This is a genomic window from Paenibacillus sp. FSL L8-0502 (assembly GCF_038593055.1).
GTDB lineage: Bacteria > Bacillota > Bacilli > Paenibacillales > Paenibacillaceae > Paenibacillus > Paenibacillus polymyxa_D.
The window spans coordinates 1,547,993-1,567,770 of the sequence record NZ_CP151958.1; the positions used below are offsets into that span (position 1 = coordinate 1,547,993).

Annotated in this window: 18 protein-coding genes; 13 read left to right on the forward strand and 5 right to left on the reverse strand. The window is 47.2% G+C overall.

Annotated elements, in window-relative coordinates:
• Positions 1 to 137 precede the first annotated feature (137 nt).
• The 4 genes from NSQ57_RS06865 to NSQ57_RS06880 all read left to right on the forward strand — a co-directional run bounded on the left by NSQ57_RS06865 (position 138) and on the right by NSQ57_RS06880 (position 5,176).
• Positions 138 to 1,265: a deoxyribonuclease IV gene (locus tag NSQ57_RS06865; RefSeq protein WP_029516373.1), complete on the forward strand. Its 1,128-nt coding sequence runs from the start codon at positions 138 to 140 to the stop codon at positions 1,263 to 1,265.
• A 22-nt stretch (positions 1,266 to 1,287) separates the two neighbouring features.
• Positions 1,288 to 2,187, forward strand: coding sequence for a formyltetrahydrofolate deformylase (gene purU / locus NSQ57_RS06870; protein WP_023987631.1), 900 nt, complete (start codon positions 1,288 to 1,290; stop codon positions 2,185 to 2,187).
• 414 nt (positions 2,188 to 2,601) lie between these two features.
• Positions 2,602 to 4,647, forward strand: a complete 2,046-nt coding sequence (gene tkt, locus NSQ57_RS06875; protein ID WP_029516375.1) for a transketolase — start codon at positions 2,602 to 2,604, stop codon at positions 4,645 to 4,647.
• A 214-nt stretch (positions 4,648 to 4,861) separates the two neighbouring features.
• Positions 4,862 to 5,176 carry a pyrimidine/purine nucleoside phosphorylase gene (locus tag NSQ57_RS06880; RefSeq protein WP_013309288.1) on the forward strand — a complete coding sequence of 105 codons (315 nt, stop codon included), beginning with the start codon at positions 4,862 to 4,864 and terminating at the stop codon, positions 5,174 to 5,176.
• 108 nt (positions 5,177 to 5,284) lie between these two features.
• On the opposite strand, the gene NSQ57_RS06885 is transcribed toward NSQ57_RS06880, so the two are convergent.
• Positions 5,285 to 6,184, reverse strand: coding sequence for an NAD(P)-dependent oxidoreductase (locus NSQ57_RS06885; protein ID WP_029516376.1), 900 nt, complete (start codon positions 6,182 to 6,184; stop codon positions 5,285 to 5,287).
• 250 nt (positions 6,185 to 6,434) lie between these two features.
• Here NSQ57_RS06885 and NSQ57_RS06890 point away from each other — a divergent pair, with 250 nt between their 5' ends.
• From NSQ57_RS06890 to NSQ57_RS06900, 3 genes are all read left to right on the forward strand, one after another.
• Positions 6,435 to 7,790, forward strand: coding sequence for a glucose-6-phosphate isomerase (locus NSQ57_RS06890; RefSeq protein ID WP_013369975.1), 1,356 nt, complete (start codon positions 6,435 to 6,437; stop codon positions 7,788 to 7,790).
• A 148-nt stretch (positions 7,791 to 7,938) separates the two neighbouring features.
• A complete protein-coding gene (locus tag NSQ57_RS06895) occupies positions 7,939 to 8,571 on the forward strand; it encodes a YigZ family protein (protein ID WP_023987635.1) in 633 nt (210 codons plus the stop codon).
• A gap of 5 nt (positions 8,572 to 8,576) precedes the next feature.
• Positions 8,577 to 9,158: a TetR/AcrR family transcriptional regulator gene (locus tag NSQ57_RS06900; protein ID WP_029516378.1), complete on the forward strand. Its 582-nt coding sequence runs from the start codon at positions 8,577 to 8,579 to the stop codon at positions 9,156 to 9,158.
• A gap of 173 nt (positions 9,159 to 9,331) precedes the next feature.
• On the opposite strand, the gene NSQ57_RS06905 is transcribed toward NSQ57_RS06900, so the two are convergent.
• Positions 9,332 to 9,733 (reverse strand): secondary thiamine-phosphate synthase enzyme YjbQ, encoded by a 402-nt coding sequence (locus tag NSQ57_RS06905; protein WP_039270147.1) that lies wholly within the window; start codon positions 9,731 to 9,733, stop codon positions 9,332 to 9,334.
• Positions 9,734 to 9,954: 221 nt separating this feature from the next.
• Between NSQ57_RS06905 and cysA the strand changes: the two genes are divergently transcribed.
• On the forward strand, positions 9,955 to 11,016 hold the full coding sequence (gene cysA, locus NSQ57_RS06910) for a sulfate ABC transporter ATP-binding protein (RefSeq protein ID WP_029516380.1): 1,062 nt from the start codon (positions 9,955 to 9,957) through the stop codon (positions 11,014 to 11,016).
• A gap of 189 nt (positions 11,017 to 11,205) precedes the next feature.
• A complete protein-coding gene (locus NSQ57_RS06915; RefSeq protein ID WP_029516381.1) occupies positions 11,206 to 11,976 on the forward strand; it encodes an MBL fold metallo-hydrolase in 771 nt (256 codons plus the stop codon).
• A gap of 15 nt (positions 11,977 to 11,991) precedes the next feature.
• Here the strand turns inward: NSQ57_RS06915 and NSQ57_RS06920 are convergent, their stop codons facing one another.
• The gene (locus tag NSQ57_RS06920) at positions 11,992 to 13,485 is read right to left on the reverse strand and encodes a PLP-dependent aminotransferase family protein (RefSeq protein ID WP_342425835.1); all 1,494 of its coding nucleotides are present in this window, start codon (positions 13,483 to 13,485) and stop codon (positions 11,992 to 11,994) included.
• A 132-nt stretch (positions 13,486 to 13,617) separates the two neighbouring features.
• On the opposite strand from NSQ57_RS06920, the gene NSQ57_RS06925 reads away from it, so the two are divergent.
• Positions 13,618 to 14,529 (forward strand): EamA family transporter, encoded by a 912-nt coding sequence (locus NSQ57_RS06925; protein WP_029516383.1) that lies wholly within the window; start codon positions 13,618 to 13,620, stop codon positions 14,527 to 14,529.
• Positions 14,530 to 14,668: 139 nt separating this feature from the next.
• Here NSQ57_RS06925 and NSQ57_RS06930 read toward each other — a convergent pair whose 3' ends face one another.
• The gene (locus NSQ57_RS06930) at positions 14,669 to 15,469 is read right to left on the reverse strand and encodes a Cof-type HAD-IIB family hydrolase (protein WP_029516384.1); all 801 of its coding nucleotides are present in this window, start codon (positions 15,467 to 15,469) and stop codon (positions 14,669 to 14,671) included.
• A 162-nt stretch (positions 15,470 to 15,631) separates the two neighbouring features.
• Entirely contained in the window at positions 15,632 to 16,633 is a 1,002-nt protein-coding gene (locus tag NSQ57_RS06935; protein WP_029516385.1) for a lipoate--protein ligase, read from the reverse strand.
• 160 nt (positions 16,634 to 16,793) lie between these two features.
• Between NSQ57_RS06935 and cobD the strand changes: the two genes are divergently transcribed.
• The 3 genes from cobD to NSQ57_RS06950 are packed head-to-tail and all read left to right on the forward strand — an operon-like array spanning position 16,794 to position 19,660.
• Positions 16,794 to 17,897 carry a threonine-phosphate decarboxylase CobD gene (cobD, locus tag NSQ57_RS06940; RefSeq protein WP_342425836.1) on the forward strand — a complete coding sequence of 368 codons (1,104 nt, stop codon included), beginning with the start codon at positions 16,794 to 16,796 and terminating at the stop codon, positions 17,895 to 17,897.
• A complete protein-coding gene (gene cbiB / locus NSQ57_RS06945) occupies positions 17,887 to 18,858 on the forward strand; it encodes an adenosylcobinamide-phosphate synthase CbiB (protein ID WP_318626864.1) in 972 nt (323 codons plus the stop codon). Before cobD ends, cbiB begins: the two co-directional genes overlap by 11 nt.
• A 49-nt stretch (positions 18,859 to 18,907) precedes the next feature.
• Positions 18,908 to 19,660, forward strand: coding sequence for a histidine phosphatase family protein (locus NSQ57_RS06950; protein WP_029516388.1), 753 nt, complete (start codon positions 18,908 to 18,910; stop codon positions 19,658 to 19,660).
• Positions 19,661 to 19,778 lie beyond the last annotated feature (118 nt).

Below are 19,778 nucleotides of genomic sequence, written 5' to 3' on the forward strand. Positions count from 1 at the left end.
GACTGGAATCGAATTTTGCAAAATCCTGATTTAAGAAAGTTGCCATAAAAGCTATGTTGTTTGATTTCAATAATCACGTTAAAATGATTAAATTAAAATAAGACAAGCATAACAGGATAAGGGGATGAATCAGGGTCATGCTGAAAATTGGTTCTCATGTGTCCTTCTCGGACAAGGGTCTGCTCAGCGCTACAAAAGAAGCGTCTACTTACGGGTCCAGCTCCTTTATGATATACACGGGAGCACCGCAAAACACGCGTCGTAAGCCGATGGAGTCCATGTATTTGGAGGAAGGCAAGCAGTTAATGGCTGAGAAGGGAATGGAAGATATCGTGGTGCATGCCCCGTATATCATCAACCTTGGCTCTTACAAAGAAAATACCTATGAGCTTGCGGTCAGCTTTCTTCAGGAGGAAATTCGGCGCACACACGCGATAGGTGTGAAAAATATTGTGCTGCATCCGGGCGCTTTTACCGATAAGGATGCGGAATATGGAATCGGGCGTATTGCCGATGGTTTGAACGAGGTACTGAACGGCGTGAAGGAGACAGATGTTAACATCGCGCTTGAAACGATGGCAGGCAAAGGAACGGAAATGGGGCGTAGCTTTGAGGAGATTGCCTCCATTATAGATAAAGTAGAGCGTAACGAGCGTCTTACGGTTTGTATGGACACCTGTCACATTCACGATGCGGGTTATGATATCGTAAATGATCTGGACGGTGTATTGGAGCAGTTCGACCGTATTGTCGGCTTGAATCGCATTGCAGTTGTTCACATTAATGACAGTAAAAATCCAGTTGGCGCTCATAAAGACCGCCATACTCCGATCGGATCAGGCTGGATTGGCTATCAGACTATTCATAATGTGGTGCATCATGAAGCACTTCAAGGACGTCCGTTTATTTTGGAGACGCCATGGATTGGGAAGGAAGCCAAAACTCAGCGTCCGATGTATGAGGTTGAAATTGCCCTGCTTCGCGGAAATGTAAAGGAGCGCTTTGGGGATGAGTTTTTGGGTCAGGTAGAGCAATTGCATTCGTTTTTCAAAAAACAGGATGTGGATGTCCGTAAATTTGTTCTGGACACCTGGGCTCTGCTGAAAAATGATGCCAAAGCAAGAAAAGCCGATCCACGTGAGCCGTTGGAGCGTCTGTATGACATGATAACGGAAGCAGCACTATTTCCAGATTTGAGCGAAGAACACATTAATCAACGGTTGATTGCCTGGTTTGCCGGCAGTCATTTGCCAGTGACGGTATAAGCTAAGGGGGATTAATAGCCACATGGAAATTCACGTAAAACATCAGCCAAATAGCACTCTATCTGCCCATGAAAACCGCGCGCGTATGCTTGTATCTTGTCCAGATGGACCAGGTATTGTAGCGGCCGTGTCCCGTTTTTTGTACGAGCATGGGGCCAATATCGTTCAATCTGACCAATATACAATGGACCCGTCGGGCGGTATGTTTTTTATGCGGATTGAATTTGATCTGCCGAATTTGAGTGCAACCCAGCCACAGTTGGAGCAGGATTTTGCCGCTGTTGCTGAGCAATTCCGTATGGAGTGGACGATTTCTGCGGTTAGCCGCAAGAAAAAACTGGCTATTTTCGTTTCCAAAGAAGATCACTGTTTGGTAGAACTGCTGTGGCAATGGCAGGCAGGAGATCTGGACGCGGATATTTCATTGGTGGTTAGTAATCATCCGGATATGAAGGAGTATGTGGAATCGTTTGGTATCCCATATCACCATATTCCGGTAACCGCCGATACCAAGCCGGAGGCGGAGCGTCGCCAACTAGAGGTTATTGGCGAAGACATTGACGTTATCATTTTGGCCCGTTACATGCAGATTATATCTCCCAAGTTTATTGAGCATTATCGCAACCGAATTATCAATATCCATCATTCCTTTCTGCCTGCATTCGTGGGTGGGAAGCCATATGCCCAAGCCTATAATCGCGGTGTGAAAATTATTGGTGCTACTGCGCATTATGTAACTGAAGAATTGGACGGCGGCCCGATCATTGAGCAGGACGTGCAGCGTGTAAGCCACGGAGATGATGTAAATGAGCTAAAACGGATCGGTCGCACCATAGAGCGGGTCGTTTTGGCAAGAGCCGTGAAGTGGCATGCAGAGGATCGTATTCTGGTTCATGAGAACAAAACAGTCGTTTTTAACTAATCTTAAAATTTTAGAAAAAATTTGTGAATCTATATTTTTTGTTAAACAAAGCCCATCGCATAACGGGCTTTGTTTTTTTATATAAGGATTTTGCAAAATCCTCATGTGAATTATTAGCCTTATAGCCGGTCAGTACATAATATTTTTGTGATTTTATATTTTTTTAAATGAGGTTAATACATTACGGGTATATTTATATGAGGACACGGTACTACATTTCCCACAATCATCTTTATAAACGATCTGGCAAACTTTCACGGCAAATGGTACAATACTTAAGAATGTATAAGTCATATTGAAACATTCAAGCAGATTCACTCACTTCAACAGATATCGTTTTTGTATCAGGCGGTGATGTTGGGGAGTATGACCGAATGCAATTGACATACTTTTTACAATATGAGGAGGCTAACCATGACTGACCAGAACCAAGCGATTCAAAAGGATGAAAACTCCACGATCGACAATTTGTCCATCACAACTATTCGTACGTTGGCAATTGACGCCATCGAGAAAGCAAACTCGGGACATCCTGGTATGCCGATGGGCTCCGCGCCAATGGGATACCAACTTTTTGCTAAAACGATGAATCATAATCCCGATCAACCTACATGGGTTAACCGTGACCGTTTTGTATTGTCTGCAGGACACGGTTCCATGTTGCTATACAGCCTTCTGCACCTGAGCGGCTATGATCTTCCTATGGAAGAACTGAAACAATTCCGTCAATGGGGTAGCCTTACACCGGGCCACCCTGAGTTTGGCCACACTGCTGGTGTAGATGCTACAACCGGTCCTCTGGGACAAGGTCTCGCAATGTCCGTAGGTATGGCAATGGCTGAAGCTCAACTGGGCGCAACATATAATAAGGACGAATTTAAAGTTGTAGATCACTTCACGTATGCAATCTGCGGCGATGGCGATCTGATGGAGGGTATTTCCCACGAGGCTGCCTCGCTGGCTGGTCGCTTACAACTGGGCAAGCTGATTGTATTGTTTGATTCCAATGATATTACACTGGACGGCAAGCTTAATCTGTCCTCTTCCGAGAGTGTTGCCAAACGCTTTGAAGCTTACAACTGGCAAGTACTGCGCGTAGAAGATGGTAACGACCTTCCAGCCATCCAAAAAGCCATTGAAGAAGCGCAAGGCGACTCGACACGTCCTACGCTGATTGAAGTGAAAACTGTCATCGGCTACGGAAGCCCGAACAAACAAGGTAAAGGCGGACACGGCGGTACTCATGGTTCCCCGCTGGGATCAGAAGAAGCCAAGCTGACTAAAGAATTCTACAAATGGGTATACGAAGAGGACTTCCACGTACCACAAGAGGTTCGCGAGCATTTTGCTAAAGTAAAAGAGCGCGGTATCGCAGCGAACAAAGCATGGGATGAACAGTTCGCCAAATACAAAGCAGCTCACCCTGATTTGGCAGCTCAGTTCGAAACAGCTGTAAACGGCGATCTCCCAGAAGGATGGGATCGTGACCTTCCGAAGTACACGACTGAAGACAAAGCCGTTTCGACTCGTGTAGCTTCTGGTAATGCTCTGAATGGATTAGCTCCAAACGTACCTTTCCTAACAGGCGGATCTGCCGATCTGGAGAGCTCCACGATGACACATTTGAACAACCTGACGAACTTTACGCCAGAAGACTACGCCGGTCGTAACATCTATTTCGGTATCCGCGAATTTGGTATGGCTGCTGCGATGAACGGTATGGCGTTGCACCAAGGTGTAAAAGTATTCGGCGGTACATTCTTCGTATTTACAGACTATCTGCGTCCAGCTGTTCGTCTGGCAGCTCTGATGGGATTGCCTGTAACCTACGTTCTGACTCACGACAGTATTGCTGTAGGTGAAGATGGTCCGACTCATGAGCCGATCGAGCAATTGGCTTCCCTGCGTATTATCCCGAACTTGACAGTAATTCGTCCAGCGGACGGTAATGAAACTTCTGCTGCTTGGGCTTACACGCTGGAAAACAAGAAAAACCCGGTTGCTCTGGTATTAACTCGTCAAAACCTGCCAATCCTGGCTGCTAGTGCTGAGCATGCACGCGAAGGTATCAAACGCGGTGCTTATGTGGTTGCAGATGCAACAGATGGCAAACCAGTTGCTCAAATTCTAGCTACAGGCTCCGAAGTGCAATTGGCTGTTAAAGCTCAGGAAGCACTGGCAGAACAAGGTATTCAAGTACGTGTTATCAGCTTCCCAAGCTGGGATCTGTTCGAAAAACAAGACAAAGCATACAAAGATTCCGTTCTGCTGCCAGAAGTGAAAGCTCGTTTGGCTGTAGAAATGGCATATCCACTGGGCTGGGAAAAATATGTTGGCGACCAAGGCGACATTCTCGGTATCAGTACATTCGGCGCATCCGCACCTGGCGATCGCGTGATTAAGGAATACGGCTTTACAGTAGAGAATGTTGTTAGCCGTGTGAAAGCTTTGTTGAAATAAAACATTGGAGCATCTAAAACAGACAGTCGTAACCTGAGTAAGGCTTACGGCTGTTTGTTTCATACAGTTGATGTTTTGCGAAAAGATCACTTTGGAATTCCAGTGTATTGTATACGTGATACAGTGTGTATTTTCATACTGAAGCTGGAATCAAATCTATGTTATGATGCACCAATATTCATTCAACCATTGAGAGCAGATGAGGGGATAACGAATGACACAGTTTGATGGAGTAAGCGTAGTTAAAAAAGCAAACGTTTATTACGATGGTCAGGTTACAAGCCGTACAGTCATCCTGGGTGACGGTAGTAAGGTTACACTGGGGATTATGCTGCCAGGAACGTACGAGTTCGGCACGGATTCCCGTGAGATTATGGAGATTTTGGCAGGGGATCTGAGAGTGTTACTTCCAGGTACTGAGGAATGGCTGGAAATACAAGGGACAGCAACCTTTCACGTACCTGCAAAGTCTTCCTTCAAGCTGGAAGTACGAAGTGTAACTGATTATTGCTGTTCTTATCCCGAATAGTAAGCTAAAACGGGTAAGCACACTCAGCCTTCAAGCTAAGTGTGCTTACCCTAAAGCTATGCCATATGTACACAAGCACAGCAGTATAGTTACACAGAAAGGTACAGCTTATTCGAGAGGTTGACCACCAATGGTGCGGCCAATCCATGCTTCGTATGTCTTCACGACAGCGGATAGGTCCTCGTCGCCGTAGCCTTGCGTTTGCCCGGCTTGAAATAGGCTTTTGGCAATGGATAACATAGGTGCGGGGATGGACAGGCTGTCTGTTAGTGAGGAAGCAAGCTTCAAGTCCTTAAGCATCAAGGCAAGTGAGAACTGGTTGCTAAAATCATGCTCAATGATTTTGCGCCCTTTCAGGTCAGCGGCCTTGCTGCCTGCCGATCCGAGTTGTACCAATTCAAGGAAGCTGTCTGCCGGGATGCCGGATTTAGCCGCGATAGCAAAGCCTTCAGCCAGAGCGAGGTTATGAATACCGACCATCGTATTATGAGCGAGCTTGGCTACGGCCCCGCTTCCATTAGGTCCCATATGAAGTACCTTTTTGCCCAGGGTATCAAAAACATCTGATTGTGCCGCAATGGCTTCTGCATTACCACCAACCATGAACACGAGTGTGCCGTCTACAGCGGCAGGCTTACTGCCTGTTACGGGAGCATCAATGAAGGAACAGCCCAGCTTGTCCGCTTCGGCGGCTAGTTGTTTGACCAGCTCAGGTGAAATCGTGCTGTTGTCCATCACGGTCATGCCAGCCGTAAGGCCGGCAAACACACCGTCTTCGCCGTAATAGATGTCACGAATGGAATGATCATCACTGACCATGGTAATGACCAAGTGCTGACCTTCAGCTGCTTCACGAGGGGTTGAAGCTGTACGTGCGCCTTGCTCTTCCAGTGGCTCGCAGCGCGAAGCGGTGCGATTATAAACTGTGACTCCGAATCCCTGCTTTAGCAGATTGGATGCCATCGGGGCGCCCATGGTGCCCAGTCCGATAAATCCGATGTTTTTCATTGCTAATCACCTTTCTTGTTGGAAGTTGCCGTCCGATGCAGATGCGAGTCGGCCCTGAATTGAATATTGAAACAGGTTGATCTCAGTTAATTGTAGCATGGGCATGCTACCCTATCTACAGGAGGGGCTGTCAAGCACAGGATACATAGGTAACGCAAGCTTGTCAGGCCCAGCAAATTAAAGTATCCTATTCCTAAGTCCTTATGTTCGTATTCATGGTCTTAGTAATACCAAACAGGAGGTTCCAAACATGTCTAAAAAAGTTATTTTTGATTACACTAAAGCTCTCTCCTTTGTAGGTCAGCACGAAATTGATTATTTTGCAGAGCCTATCAAGCTGGCTCATGAGCAACTGCACAACCAAACCGGTGTAGGTTCCGATTTCTTAGGTTGGATCGACCTGCCTACCAATTATGATAAAGAAGAGTTTGCGCGCATCCAAAAGGCTGCTGCTAAAATTCAAAGCGATTCCGAAGTACTGATCGTAATCGGTATCGGCGGTTCTTACCTTGGAGCACGTGCTGCGATCGAAATGCTGTCGCATTCTTTCTACAATGCACTGCCTAAAGATCAACGCAAGGGCCCAGCTATCTATTTTGCAGGCAACAACATCAGCTCTACATATGTGAATCATCTGTTGGAACTGATTGAAGGTAAAGACTTCTCTGTGAACGTCATTTCCAAATCAGGTACGACAACAGAGCCAGCTATCGCATTCCGCGTATTCCGTGCAGCTCTGGAGAAAAAATACGGTAAAGAAGAAGCGCGCAAACGTATTTATGCAACGACCGATAAAGAACGTGGCGCTTTGAAAAAACTGGCTAACGAAGAAGGCTACGAATCCTTCATTATTCCTGATGATGTGGGTGGTCGTTACTCCGTGCTGACAGCAGTAGGCTTGTTGCCGATTGCTACTGCAGGCATTAACATCGAAGAAATGATGCAGGGGGCGGCAGACGCTTCCAAAGAATACAGCAACCCGAATGTAGCTGAGAACGAGGCTTATCAATATGCAGCCGTTCGTAACGCTTTGTACCGCAAAGGTAAAGCAATTGAAATTCTCGTAAACTATGAGCCGTCTCTTCATTTTGTATCCGAGTGGTGGAAACAGTTGTACGGAGAAAGCGAAGGCAAGGATTACAAAGGCATTTATCCTGCTTCTGTTGATTTCTCGACAGACCTGCACTCCATGGGACAATTCATTCAGGAAGGCAGCCGCAATATTTTCGAAACGGTAATCCAAGTAGAAAATGTACCTAGTCACATCACCATCGAAGCAGATGAGGATGATCTGGACGGACTGAATTTCCTGGCAGGCAAAACTGTGGATTTTGTAAATAAAAAAGCATTCCAAGGTACATTGCTGGCTCACACAGACGGACAAGTACCGAACTTGATTGTAAATATTCCTGACTTGAGCCCTTACTCTTTCGGCTATCTTGCTTATTTCTTCGAAAAAGCTTGCGGCATCAGCGGCTACCTGTTGGGCGTAAATCCGTTCGATCAACCGGGCGTAGAAGCTTACAAGAAGAACATGTTTGCTCTGCTCGGCAAACCAGGCTTCGAAAAAGAAAAAGCTGAGCTTGAAGCGAGATTGTCTGAATAAGAGTGCTGTAATCTCTGATGCGAAACAGGATTTCGGTCAGAAGTGTTATAGTGTATAGCAGCAATTAAAGTACAGGAAAGCAGTTCACCAGCTGCCAGAAGCGGGGGACTGCTTTCTTGTAAAATGAAGTAAGGAAGGTTATACGTGTATGTTGGAACAATACCGAACCGTACGCGGTGCCGGCAACAAGGAAATTGTGATTCGAAAATCCCGTTTTATCGGCCACATTCAGCCTGTTCAAACTGAGGAAGAAGCAACTGCTTTCATAGAGCGCATCAAAAAAGAGCATTGGAACGCTACCCATAATTGTTCTGCTTACATGATTGGGGAAAGAGACGAAATCCAAAAGCAATCGGATGACGGAGAACCGAGCGGTACGGCTGGAAAGCCTATTTTGGAGGTAATCCGCAACCAGAAGCTGAAAAATGTCGCTATTGTTGTTACCCGTTACTTTGGTGGGATTTTGCTGGGAGCAGGCGGTCTGATTCGCGCGTATTCAGATGGTGCTGTTGCAGCAATCGAGGCAGGGGATGCAATTACGCGTGTGCTGCATCGTGAAGTTTTTGTAGAATTGGATTATACCTGGTTGGGCAAAGTGGAAAATGAATTACGCAATCGCAGCATCCGCACTGGAGAAACAATGTTTACGGATAAAGTTACCTTAACCTGTCTGCCGCTGGCTGGTGATGCGGAATCCTTTAGCAACTGGATAACAGACTTGACGCAGGGGCAATCGCTTGTGTCGGAGGGAGAGCAGCTTTACTTTATTGAAGGGGAATAAATAATATGGCTAGAAGAGCAGTAGAACAGGAGTTGTCAAGAGGGCGGATTCTGGAAGCGGCCAGGCACTTGTTTATTACCAAGGGCTACCGTGCGATTTCAATGCGCAGCATTGGCCAGCATCTGGGTTACAGTCATGGTTCGTTATACTATCATTTTAAAGAGAAGGCTGAACTGTTCTATGCCATTGTGATTGAAGATTTTAATACATTGCGTGGGATTCTACTGCAAGCAGCAACAGGCACACCTGATGATGGCTTGAGCAGACTAGAGTACTTGATGCTGGAATTTATCCGTTTTGGTTTGGAAAATCCATATCAATACGAAATTATGTTCATGATGCACGATGAAGAACTATTTGCATACTGTCGCACAGAGCAAAACCGTTGTGTCGAACTATTTGCATCCATGATCCGTCAAGAATTGAGTGGTCAGGGGCATTCGGAGGAAGATTGCTCAAGGGTACCGAAAAGTCTGTTTTTATCCATGCATGGCTTTGTATCCTTTTATATTCAGGACGGTTTAACATTTGAAGAAATTAGGCCCGCTGCTTTAGCACATGTAAAGCTGCTGTGCAGACACCTATGAGCGTACCTGCATTCACACGCTTCACCCATGAACATGTAGGGCGCTTTTCTAGGTGTATGCGCTTCATGACGGTGACTTATCATTACGGTACTTTGCGAAAGCGACTAAGAATTTAACAGACGATGATGCATCCAGTAGGAAAACATCATGGTCTGTTTTTTTTACCTGGTCCGTTAGCCCTCCATGATTTTTACATGGTATTGGCGTCTGCGTGGTCCGTCGAATTCACAAAAATAAAGTCCCTGCCATCGTCCGAGCAACAGCTTTCCATCATGGATGATGATCGTTTGTGAGGGGCCTGTCGTAATGGATTTTAGGTGGGACGCTGTATTTCCCTCCATATGGCGATATTGGGGATGCTCCCACGGATAGACTTCATCTAGTCTTAACATCACATCATGTTTGACATCTGGGTCTGCATTTTCATTAATGGCGATGCCGGCTGTCGTGTGTGGACAATAAACAAGTGCGGTTCCTTGTTGTACCCCGCTTTTTTCGATCAATGAAGCAACCTCTCGTGTAATATCGCGAATTTCATCTCGCCGTGTAGTGGATAATTCTAAAGTATGCAACAATAACTCCATCTCCTTTCTTCCTAATACTTTACCCTTTTAATTCCTAATATAATATATAGAGTTGACGAAAATTACTTTCCTTTGATAAAGTATCACATAAGAAAAAACATAGTATATGCATTGGAATAATTAAATGGTTTCAAATGAGGTACGTGCTTTGCGGTAAGCAAGGCTGCTGCTGTTCCTGAACAGGTCCAGAAGCGGAAAGGAAGTGTACGGATATGCATGTGGAAGTAAGAGGGTTAAACAAGCATTTCGGTAATTTTCATGCAGTAAAGGACGTATCTTTTGATATTCAGGCAGGCCATCTTATTGGCTTACTCGGTCCAAGTGGTGGGGGAAAAACCTCCATTCTTCGCATTTTGGCGGGTCTGGAGCAACCGGATGCGGGAGAAATTCATTTTCATGGAAAAAGGGTAAACGAGCTGTCCCCGCAGGAACGTGGAATCGGATTTGTATTTCAAAACTATGCTTTGTTCAAGCACATGAGCGTCTACGACAATATTGCCTTTGGTCTGAAAGTGAAAAAAAGCTCCAAAACCCGCATCAAGGAACGGGTCACAGAGTTGGTCGAACTAACGGGGCTTAAAGGATTTGAGCACCGTTATCCGCATCAGTTGTCAGGTGGACAGCGACAGCGAGTTGCTTTTGCACGTGCTTTGGCACCAGAGCCCCAGTTGCTGCTGTTGGATGAGCCTTTTGCAGCTATTGATGCCAAGATTCGTCAGGAGCTGCGCACCTGGCTGCGAGAGTTGATTGAGCGGGTGGGCATTACTTCAATTTTTGTCACCCATGATCAGGATGAGGCGATTGAAGTAGCGGATGAAATTATGGTGATTAATCAGGGACGACTGGAGCAGAAGGGAACGCCTTGGGATATTTATAAAAAACCGGGTACCCCGTTCGTGGCTTCCTTCATTGGGGAATCTACGGTGATTGAACAGGCAGGCAGTCTCAAAGGCTTCGAAGAAGCTGCTGGAGTGGGAACACGTGCCTTGATCCGTCCGGAGTATATTGATGTCGGGCCAAGCGAGGAATTTACGCTTCTGTCGGCGACCGAGGAAGGTGTAGTGAAGCATTTGCATTTTCGTGGAAGTGAGTGGATGGTTGAAGTACAGGTTGGGGACCATCGTCTCATGACGTACCGTTCGCTGGAGAAGTCTACGCTGGAACCTGGTCAGCAGGTGCGAGTGTTGGTGCATCGAGCCTATCTATATAATGACCAGTCCAGCTGGATGGTGGAAAACCGCCTGAAGGAAGATCCCATGCCTATCATCATTTAAAAATCAGGCTTTTGCAAAATTCTCAAATATATATGATCACGCTTGGGGGGATGTCTAGCCTGATTTCACGGCTTTGGGCATGCTCCTTTTGGCGTTGGACGCTGGAAGGATTTATGCAGATGATTTACGTAGAATCGGTCTGTTCGTTATAATAGTAGTAAAAAGACCCAAATAGATAGGAGTTAAACCATGAATCGGCTTATTTTTCTTGGCACGGGGGATGCAATGGGGGTTCCGCGTGTATATTGTGATTGTCTCGTATGCACAGAAGCTCGCACGACAGGGGCGAACATAAGATTGAGATCGTCTGTGCTGATCGAAAGCGAGACGGAGGACTTTATGATTGATTGTGGCCCGGACTGGCGCAGACAGCTAGAATTACGCGATCTGCGTTTTATCCCTACGATTCTTGTGACACATGCACATTTTGACCATATTGGAGGATTACCAGAATGGGCAGATGCCTGTCGCTGGACTGGGAACAGAGGTCGATTGTACGCGCCACAGGAAGTGATCGACACGATCTTGCGGCAATTTTCCTGGCTCTCTGGAAATTTGGATCTTATTCCAGTAGATCAGGGAGCCCAACTTGGCGGGTGGAATATCCGGGGATGGCGTGTGAATCACGGGAAGAACGGATATGCCTACGCTTATCGTCTGGAAAAGGACGGCTTCTCGTGGGCCTACTGTTCGGATTCGATTGGATTAAATGAGGCGGAAATCCTGCCCTTGCACAATCTGAATCTGCTCGTCCTGGGAACGAGTTTTTATCATGAGGAGGCCGAGTATGCCACCCGTTCCGTATACGACATGCTGGAGGCTCAGGAGCTTATAGGAAGGCTTAAACCCCAAAGCACAGTATTTACACATATGTCCCATGATGTGGATGTCACACGCAACTATGGGCTTCTGGAAGGGATTAGCTTGGCACACACCGGTATGAGTTTGCCGTTAGAATAAAGGTGCCCCTTACCCTCACATCGTTCGACTGATACGTAGAAGGGTGGAGATTCCTTCTTTGATTTGTAGCTCGTTGGCGTATGAATAGGACAGCCGTACATGCGTTTTACCCTCTGCGCCGATGGGATCAAATACATTGCCGGGGACAAAGGAAACAGACTCATGTACACTTCTGGAAAGTAGTTCATTGGGTTTTAACGCAGAAGGCAGCTGGAGCCACAGGTTGAGTCCCCCTGCCGGACTGGTCCATGTCCAACCGGAATCGCGGAGACTGTTTTCCATCGTTTCCTTACGAATTTGGAGCGCAATACATAGCTTTTTAATATGCTGCTGCATACGTGGAGATTGAAAGTATTGTAAAAACAGCTTTTGATTCAGCAGTGGCGATCCATTGTCCACCAACGCTTTGACGTTGAGCAGGCTGTTCATGAGCTGTGGTCGGCAGGTCACGGCTGCGATTCGTAGACCGGGTGCGACATATTTACTGTAACTTCGAATGTAGACGACGCTTCCCGAAACATCATAGGCGAAAATCGGAGAAGGGGGCTTTTGCCCAAAGCTGATGTCATAGGTGCTGTCATCCTCAACAATGAGACAGCCGTAGCGCTCGGCTAGTTCTGGCAGTCGTTTGCGTTGCTCATCGGGGACCGTAAAGCCCGTCGGGTTGTGGAATGTTGGATTCATATAAAAGAGACGTGGTTTTTCCGTTTTCATGCACCACTCAATCTGGTCCATATCATATCCTTCTGGTCGAATATCAGTCATGGTCAGACGTGCGCCTTGTCTGCGGAATATTTCCATGGCAGGGCCATAAGCAGGGCGTTCGATCAATACACGGTCTCCTGTATGGAGCAGAGATCGGGCAATTAAATCAATGGCTTGCTGTGCTCCCGAGGTAATCATCACTTCATCTGGTGATAAAGCAAAATGCTTATCCACGCTAAAATGCTGCGCCATGGCCTCCCGAAGCTCGGTATCACCCTGTACAGCGGAATAGGTGGCTGCTACTTTCGGATGCTTTTCAAAAACCTGCATCATCAGCTCTCCCCAAAATCGGTTGGGCAGGAGAGAGGGGTCAATCAGCGCTTTGGAAAACTGGAAATTCGCATTCACTGATTGAACGCGGGTAAGTCCATCCATTCCTCTCCAGGCTGAAACTGACGGATCATCTGCCGCATGGGCAGATTTGGAGTGAATCGTGAGGTCTATGGACGTATGTCTCGAGTAGCCAGCATATTTTGCATGTCCAGTCGCTTGGGAAGCATGAACGTAATATCCTGATTTGTCCCTTACATAGACCAGTCCTCGTTGCTTCAACTCCTGATATGCCCGGAAAACAGTTAGCCGATGTACACCCAGCTCCTGAGCCAAGCTTCGTACGGACGGCAGCTTCATGTCTGTTTGCCAATCCCCGCGATCGATCCGCACAGTTACATAATGGATAACCTGCTCATACAGCTTTAAGGCATGATCGGCTGGAAAAAGTAGTTCGCTGTTGTTCTTACCCATGCTATCCACGCTCCTTTGTGTGTATTGTACTATATAGCACTTCAAAAACGTATACAACTGTTCTGTAGTTATACAACTGTTCTGTTCGTCTCCCTGTATGCTTAAAAGCAACTGAAGGGAGAGGGACGTATCATGATTGGGATCGCGTTTACAGTAATGTGTCTTATTTTTGGCACAACGTTTTTGGCCATAAAAGTGGGAGTGGAAGCCGGGCTTCCGCCGTTTTTATCGGCAGGGGTACGTTTTTTCGCCGCAGGTGCGATATTATTTATTGCTATGAAGCTGACCGGAAAGGTGAAATGGTCGTTATTATGGCGTAAGGAAATGTTGCTGATTGGAGCAGGAACGACCTTCGGTACCTTTTCGGCCTTGTATTGGGCAGAGCAATATGTCAGCTCCGGGATCGGAGCTATTCTGTCAGCTACCGGGCCGATGATGATCGTCATTTTGCAATCTGTACTGCTACGGCAAAAAACGTCACGGATTACGGTCGTTGGCTGCATGATCAGCTTTCTTGGTGTGGTGCTGGTTGTGCTGCCCGGATTGGCGGTTCAGATCAGTGGTCTGTGGCTGGCGGGATGCCTTGTTATTTTGCTGGGGGAGCTGTGTTATTCAGGGGGAGCTCTTTATTCCAAGCGAGTGATGGATGTATTTCGTGAAACGAACCCGATTGCCCTGAATGCGGCGCAAATGATCCATGGGGGATGGATGCTGCTGTTACTGTCTGCGATCACGGAACCGTGGAGTTCTGAGGGGTGGCAGTACCTTCCTGCCATGGGGTCTTTACTCTATCTGATCCTGTTTGGTTCGATGATTGCACATACACTGTTCTACTGGCTCATGGAGCGTACAAATCCCCTGTTTCCGACGACGTGGCTGTATATATCACCGCCGATTGCGGTGGGCTTGGGAGCGTTGTTGTATGGAGAGCATGTAAGCTGGTGGATGCTGGTTGGGGTGCTGCTCATTGTGACCGGACTAATCCTTATGAACAATGGAATTATCCGTTTGGTGAACAGGCGTAAGTTACGTTCTGCTGCCTGATATTTTATAGCGGTCAGGTTATTATATGATCTGACAGAAAAGGCCTCCAAACTGTCGTATGTTACTGATCATGCGACAGTTTGGAGGCTTTGTTGTTGTATTACTTCATTTAAGAATTATGGGAGCAGGCACTTTTTGCTTATTCAACATTGAGTACGAATTTGTCGATGGCGTGCTTAACACCATCTTCGTTATTGCTGCGAGTGATGTAATCAGCCAGCTTCTTCAAATCAGGAATGGCATTCTCCATCGCTATGCCGAGACCAGCGCATTCAAGCATTTCATGGTCGTTCCAAGAGTCGCCGATGGCAATCGTTTCCGACAGTTCACAGCCAAAATGGTTTGCAAGGAAGGTAAGCGCGTGACCCTTGGTGCCTTCATGGTGCATAATTTCCAGAAAGTGAGGCTTGGATTTTGTAATGTGAACTTCATTGCCAAGCAGTACGCGAAGTTCAGGAATTAATTCATCCAACACTTCCGGCTCGTCGATAATCAGCAATTTAGGAGCCGGCTGCTCTATAACTTTACTGAATACAGGCTCTACAAAATATTCCGTGTTGTTCAGCTCCGTGTAATCTTTGATTTTCTGATTATCTTCACGTGTGTACAATTTGTCATCAATATACGTTTGTAGATGCAGATTGCGTTCCACGCAGAATTCATACAGACGACGTGCAGCCACGAGTGGAACATAACGCTCATACAGCACGTTTTCGTCCAGCAGGTTTTTAACCAAAGCTCCTTGATACGTAATGATCGGCACGTTCAAACCAGTCTGGCGAGCAATTTTGTGTGCAGAGGCATAAGCTCGTCCAGTAGCGAGGGTAACCACCACACCTTTCGCTACAGCAGCTTCTAATGCCTGTTGTGTCGCTGGTGTAACTTCTTTCTGGTCGTTAATGAGTGTATCATCAATATCAATGGCAATTAATTTATACATATCGGTATTCTCTCCTTTATCTCTATCATGGGGCAATGCTAAAATTGTATCTTATAATATTCAAAATGACAATATCGCAAGGAAAAGGGGACGGCTCCTATAAGAGCCTGTCCCCTTATAACCACTGAAGTATTGGTTTGAAACGATGGGAAAAAGTAACGGTTAGTCTTCCAAAAATACAAGTCCAACAAAATCGTCCAACTCAATATTACCAAAATAGTGCTTCAAATCGAGAGAGGATAAGGCTTGACGTACCTCACCTTCATCATAACGCTTGCCGCGCAGGATATTTTCAATATCAGCAACGTCACCCACACCGAAGAAATCCCCATAGATTTTAATATCACGAATGTAGCCTTCCTTAAGATCCATGCGGATATCAATAATACCGACTGGAAATTTACGTGTGTGCTTGATATTGCTCTCGGGGGATAGACCGTAGTTCCAATCCCACGATTGGTAGCGTTCTTTGGATATTTCATGGATTTTGGCCCAATCGGTATCGGTGAGCTTATATTGAGGTACTTGATCCAATTCTGATCCGAATATGAAACGCAACAGTTCCTCGCGAAATTGCTCTATGGTCATCTCACGGTCCATCAGTTCGCTGATGTTAGCTACGCGACTGCGGACAGATTTAGTGCTTTTGGATTTGAATTTTTCGGGATTGGCATGCAGTGATGCAGCCACATTGTCCAGATTCAGGTTAAACATCAATGTACCGTGGCTGAACATACGTCCGCGTGTGGCAAATTGGGCGTTTCCTGAAATTTTACGTTCTCCGACCTGCAGATCGTTGCGGCCTGTCATTTCAGCTTCTACTCCCATTTGGCGCAGAGCATCAATCACAGGTTGCGTAAATTTGAGGAAATTATGAAAGGACTCCCCGTTATCCTTGGTAATAAAACTGAAATTTAAATTACCGAGGTCATGATATACAGCACCGCCGCCGGACAGGCGACGAACGACTTGAATATTGTTATCTCTGACAAACTCGGCGTTGATTTCTTCAATGGTATTTTGATGCTTGCCTATAATAATAGAAGGCTGATTAATGTAAAACAGCAAATAGCTGTCGTCCAGCGGTAGATGCTTGAGCGCGTATTCCTCAATAGCAAGATTAATGGCTGGATCGTGTATCCCCTGGTTGTCGATGAACAGCATGTCCATTCCTCCGTATATAAACTGTGTAATTTTATGTGTGCCTCCTTCTATTGTAACCCAAGTGAGCCATGTACAAAAGCTCATTTGCATTGACGGGACGCAAAAAGCAGCCTCATAATGGAGCTAAATGATTGGAAACGGGCGGAAAGGATGAGAGGCAATGATAGAGGTTTACGGTCATGGCGGGGACAGGGAAACAGCTGCGGCGACATTTGGCGGGACTGCTGCTGATTTTGTAGATTTTAGTGCAAATATTAATCCGCTTGGTCCACCGCCTGAGGTGCTTGAGGCGCTGCAACACTCATTTGACACTGTGATTCGCTATCCAGACCCTGGGCATCGGAATTTTAAAAATATGCTCGCACGGCGACTGCATGTTCCACCGGAGTCGTTAAGTATCGGAAACGGAGCGGCTGAGAGCATGGCGCTCTTGTTATTGGGACTAGCTCCTAAGCGTGTGGGTACAGTGGAGCCGTGTTTTTCGGAATATGCCGAGCTGGCTGGCAAATTCGGAGCCGAGGTCAACCGGGTGTATGGGAAGGCCTCGCTTCAATGGAAGGCGGACGTGGAGGACATCCTTCAGCTCATGGAGCGGGTAGATGTTTTGTTCCTCGGGCAGCCGAATAATCCAAATGGCGTCCAATATAGTGAGCAGGAGCTGTGCGAGCTGGCAGAGGCGGCTGGCACAACGGGTACTGTGCTGGTGGTGGATGAAGCATTCATTGATTTTATTCCGCTGGAACGGCGAATCTCACTGCTGCCTGTGCTGGATCGCTATCCTCATGTGATTTTGATCCGGTCAATGACCAAATTTTATGCCATTCCTGGCCTACGATTGGGTTATGCGATTGCTCATCCAGACTATATCCGGCGAATGACGGCCAAACAGGTGACCTGGAGTGTGAATGGATTGGCGTTGCTGGCTGGCGAGGCGTGTTTGAGAAGTGGGCAAGCATATGAGCGCCAAACACAGGAGCTGATTGCTGCGGAGCGCAACCGCCTGTTGACCGCCTTGGCGGAATGGGGCTGCGGTGTCGTTCCCGGTGAAGCCAATTACGTGCTGGCAAGGGCGCCGGGTACGTGGAGTGCATCGGCTATTCAGCAGGCGCTTGGACAACGCGGAGTTCTTATACGTAGCTGTGCTATGTATCCGGGACTGACGACGAGCCATTTTCGGATTGCGGTCAAGGATGCAGAAGCCAACGACAGGCTGCTATCTGTATTGGGTGAAGTGCTGGAGGAGGAGGAGCGGCGTGACAGTTAGCTTGATTATCCTGGCAGCCTATCTATTGGACAGGCTGATCGGTGACCCGAGGTGGTTGCCGCATCCAGTCATCGGTATGGGACATGCCATTTCAGCATTGGAAAAAGTGATTCGCTGCCAGGTCCGAAGTGACCGAGGGCTGAAACGTGCAGGTATACTGCTTCCACTCATTGTGGCGGGAGGCTCCTTTGCGCTCGCCTGGGCGCTGTTGCAATTGCTTGCCTGGATTCATCCGTGGTTATCTGTCGGCGCAGAAATAGTGCTGATTGCGACCACGATTGCTTCCAAAGGACTAAAGGATGCAGGAATGGCAGTCTACCGAGCGTTGCAGGCGGATGACCTGGCTGCGGCACGGCGGGAGCTGGGCATGATAGTCGGGCGGGATACGCAGCAACTTGATGAGCCTGAGATTGTACGCGGTACGGTTGAAACGGTCGCTGAAAATATCGTGGACGCGATTATTTCCCCGCTTTTTTATGCCTTGATCGGGGGAGCACCCTTGGCGCTGGCTTATCGTGCTGTGAATACGCTCGATTCCATGGTTGGCTACAAAAATGAAAAGTATCTGCATTTAGGCTGGGCTTCAGCACGTCTAGATGATGTGGCTAACTACATTCCAGCACGCCTGACAGCGGCAATGCTTGTGATAGCGGCGTGGATGTACAAACGAGATGCTGCAAGAAGCTGGCGCACAGTCAAGCGAGACGCTCGTCTGCACCCAAGTCCGAACAGTGGCTTCCCGGAATCGGCTGTTGCTGGTGCATTGGGGATTCGTCTTGGAGGATATAATGTGTATCATGGCGTGCGCTCCTTTCGTGCATACATGGGGGATTGGATACGACCGCTAGAGTCGAAAGATATACGGCATACGATCCAGCTGATGTTCGCCGTGTCCAGTATGTTTGTAGGATTGTGTTTGTTAGGAGCCGCAGGTTGTTTTGCCTTGGGATGGGTGCGGTGAGGGTGAGGAGTGACACACTGAATAATGATCGAGCAGGAAGTGACATTTCTTGAAACAAGATATAGCAGCAAAAAGGACAGTAGAATACGCACAAAGACCGAACTCACAGGAGGATAAGGTGCCGTATGATGCTAAAGAAGATCTGCATTGGGATATGGAGCTCGTGTTAGTTCGTCACGGCACAACCTTATGGAACAAGGAACGTCGATATCTGGGACACTCCGACTTAGGTTTGCTACCGGGGGCAGAGCAGGAATTAAAGCCTTTGCAGGAAAAATTGCAAGGTCAGTCCTTTGCTCGAATCTATTGCAGCGACTTAATGCGATGTCGCCAGACCTTGCAGATCATTGTGCCGGAATCAGAGTTGACGTCTGGGCGTTCCCTATCTACTATGCCTCCTATGATGGAACCATGTCTGCGAGAGCTTCATTTTGGCGAGTGGGATGGAAAAACGTATGACATGCTCAAGGATGTGTCGTTGTATCGGGCTTGGATTGATGAGCCGCAACGGATCACCCCACCTGGTGGAGAGTCTTGGACAGATTTTGTAAATCGTCTGCGCAAATTTCTTGACTCTCTGTATGAATGGCGTGTTGCTATGGAAGTTCAACCCATGGATTTGACTGCTACGTCGCCCTCTGTTTTGGTCGTTACGCATGGTGGCGTAATTCGTCAGCTAGCTTGCATGCTGATACCGGGCCATGATTTTTGGAGTCTGAATCCGAAGCCGGGAGAAGCATTAAGGATTCAATTGAGGCTGGCAGGACCGCACAATTACATAGCGGAAATGCTTCCTCATTAGGTTAGACACCAGCGGATAAAGAGGCTGTTTGGGTTGTAAGCCGCCTCATTTTAACCTATAATCATCAAGTAAAAGAACGGCTTGACTACCACTACATCAAATATCCAGCAGACGAGGT

Coding starts and splice junctions, on each gene's coding strand:
- cobD (WP_342425836.1), top strand. CDS start 16,794: ATGATAGAGGTTTACGGTCATGGCGGGGACAGGGAAACAGCTGCGGCG.
- NSQ57_RS06880 (WP_013309288.1), top strand. CDS start 4,862: ATGACACAGTTTGATGGAGTAAGCGTAGTTAAAAAAGCAAACGTTTAT.
- NSQ57_RS06925 (WP_029516383.1), top strand. CDS start 13,618: ATGATTGGGATCGCGTTTACAGTAATGTGTCTTATTTTTGGCACAACG.
- NSQ57_RS06915 (WP_029516381.1), top strand. CDS start 11,206: ATGAATCGGCTTATTTTTCTTGGCACGGGGGATGCAATGGGGGTTCCG.
- purU (WP_023987631.1), top strand. CDS start 1,288: ATGGAAATTCACGTAAAACATCAGCCAAATAGCACTCTATCTGCCCAT.
- NSQ57_RS06930 (WP_029516384.1), bottom strand. CDS start 15,469: ATGTATAAATTAATTGCCATTGATATTGATGATACACTCATTAACGAC.
- NSQ57_RS06885 (WP_029516376.1), bottom strand. CDS start 6,184: ATGAAAAACATCGGATTTATCGGACTGGGCACCATGGGCGCCCCGATG.
- tkt (WP_029516375.1), top strand. CDS start 2,602: ATGACTGACCAGAACCAAGCGATTCAAAAGGATGAAAACTCCACGATC.
- NSQ57_RS06920 (WP_342425835.1), bottom strand. CDS start 13,485: ATGGGTAAGAACAACAGCGAACTACTTTTTCCAGCCGATCATGCCTTA.
- cysA (WP_029516380.1), top strand. CDS start 9,955: ATGCATGTGGAAGTAAGAGGGTTAAACAAGCATTTCGGTAATTTTCAT.
- NSQ57_RS06890 (WP_013369975.1), top strand. CDS start 6,435: ATGTCTAAAAAAGTTATTTTTGATTACACTAAAGCTCTCTCCTTTGTA.
- NSQ57_RS06935 (WP_029516385.1), bottom strand. CDS start 16,633: ATGCTGTTCATCGACAACCAGGGGATACACGATCCAGCCATTAATCTT.
- NSQ57_RS06865 (WP_029516373.1), top strand. CDS start 138: ATGCTGAAAATTGGTTCTCATGTGTCCTTCTCGGACAAGGGTCTGCTC.
- NSQ57_RS06895 (WP_023987635.1), top strand. CDS start 7,939: ATGTTGGAACAATACCGAACCGTACGCGGTGCCGGCAACAAGGAAATT.
- NSQ57_RS06900 (WP_029516378.1), top strand. CDS start 8,577: ATGGCTAGAAGAGCAGTAGAACAGGAGTTGTCAAGAGGGCGGATTCTG.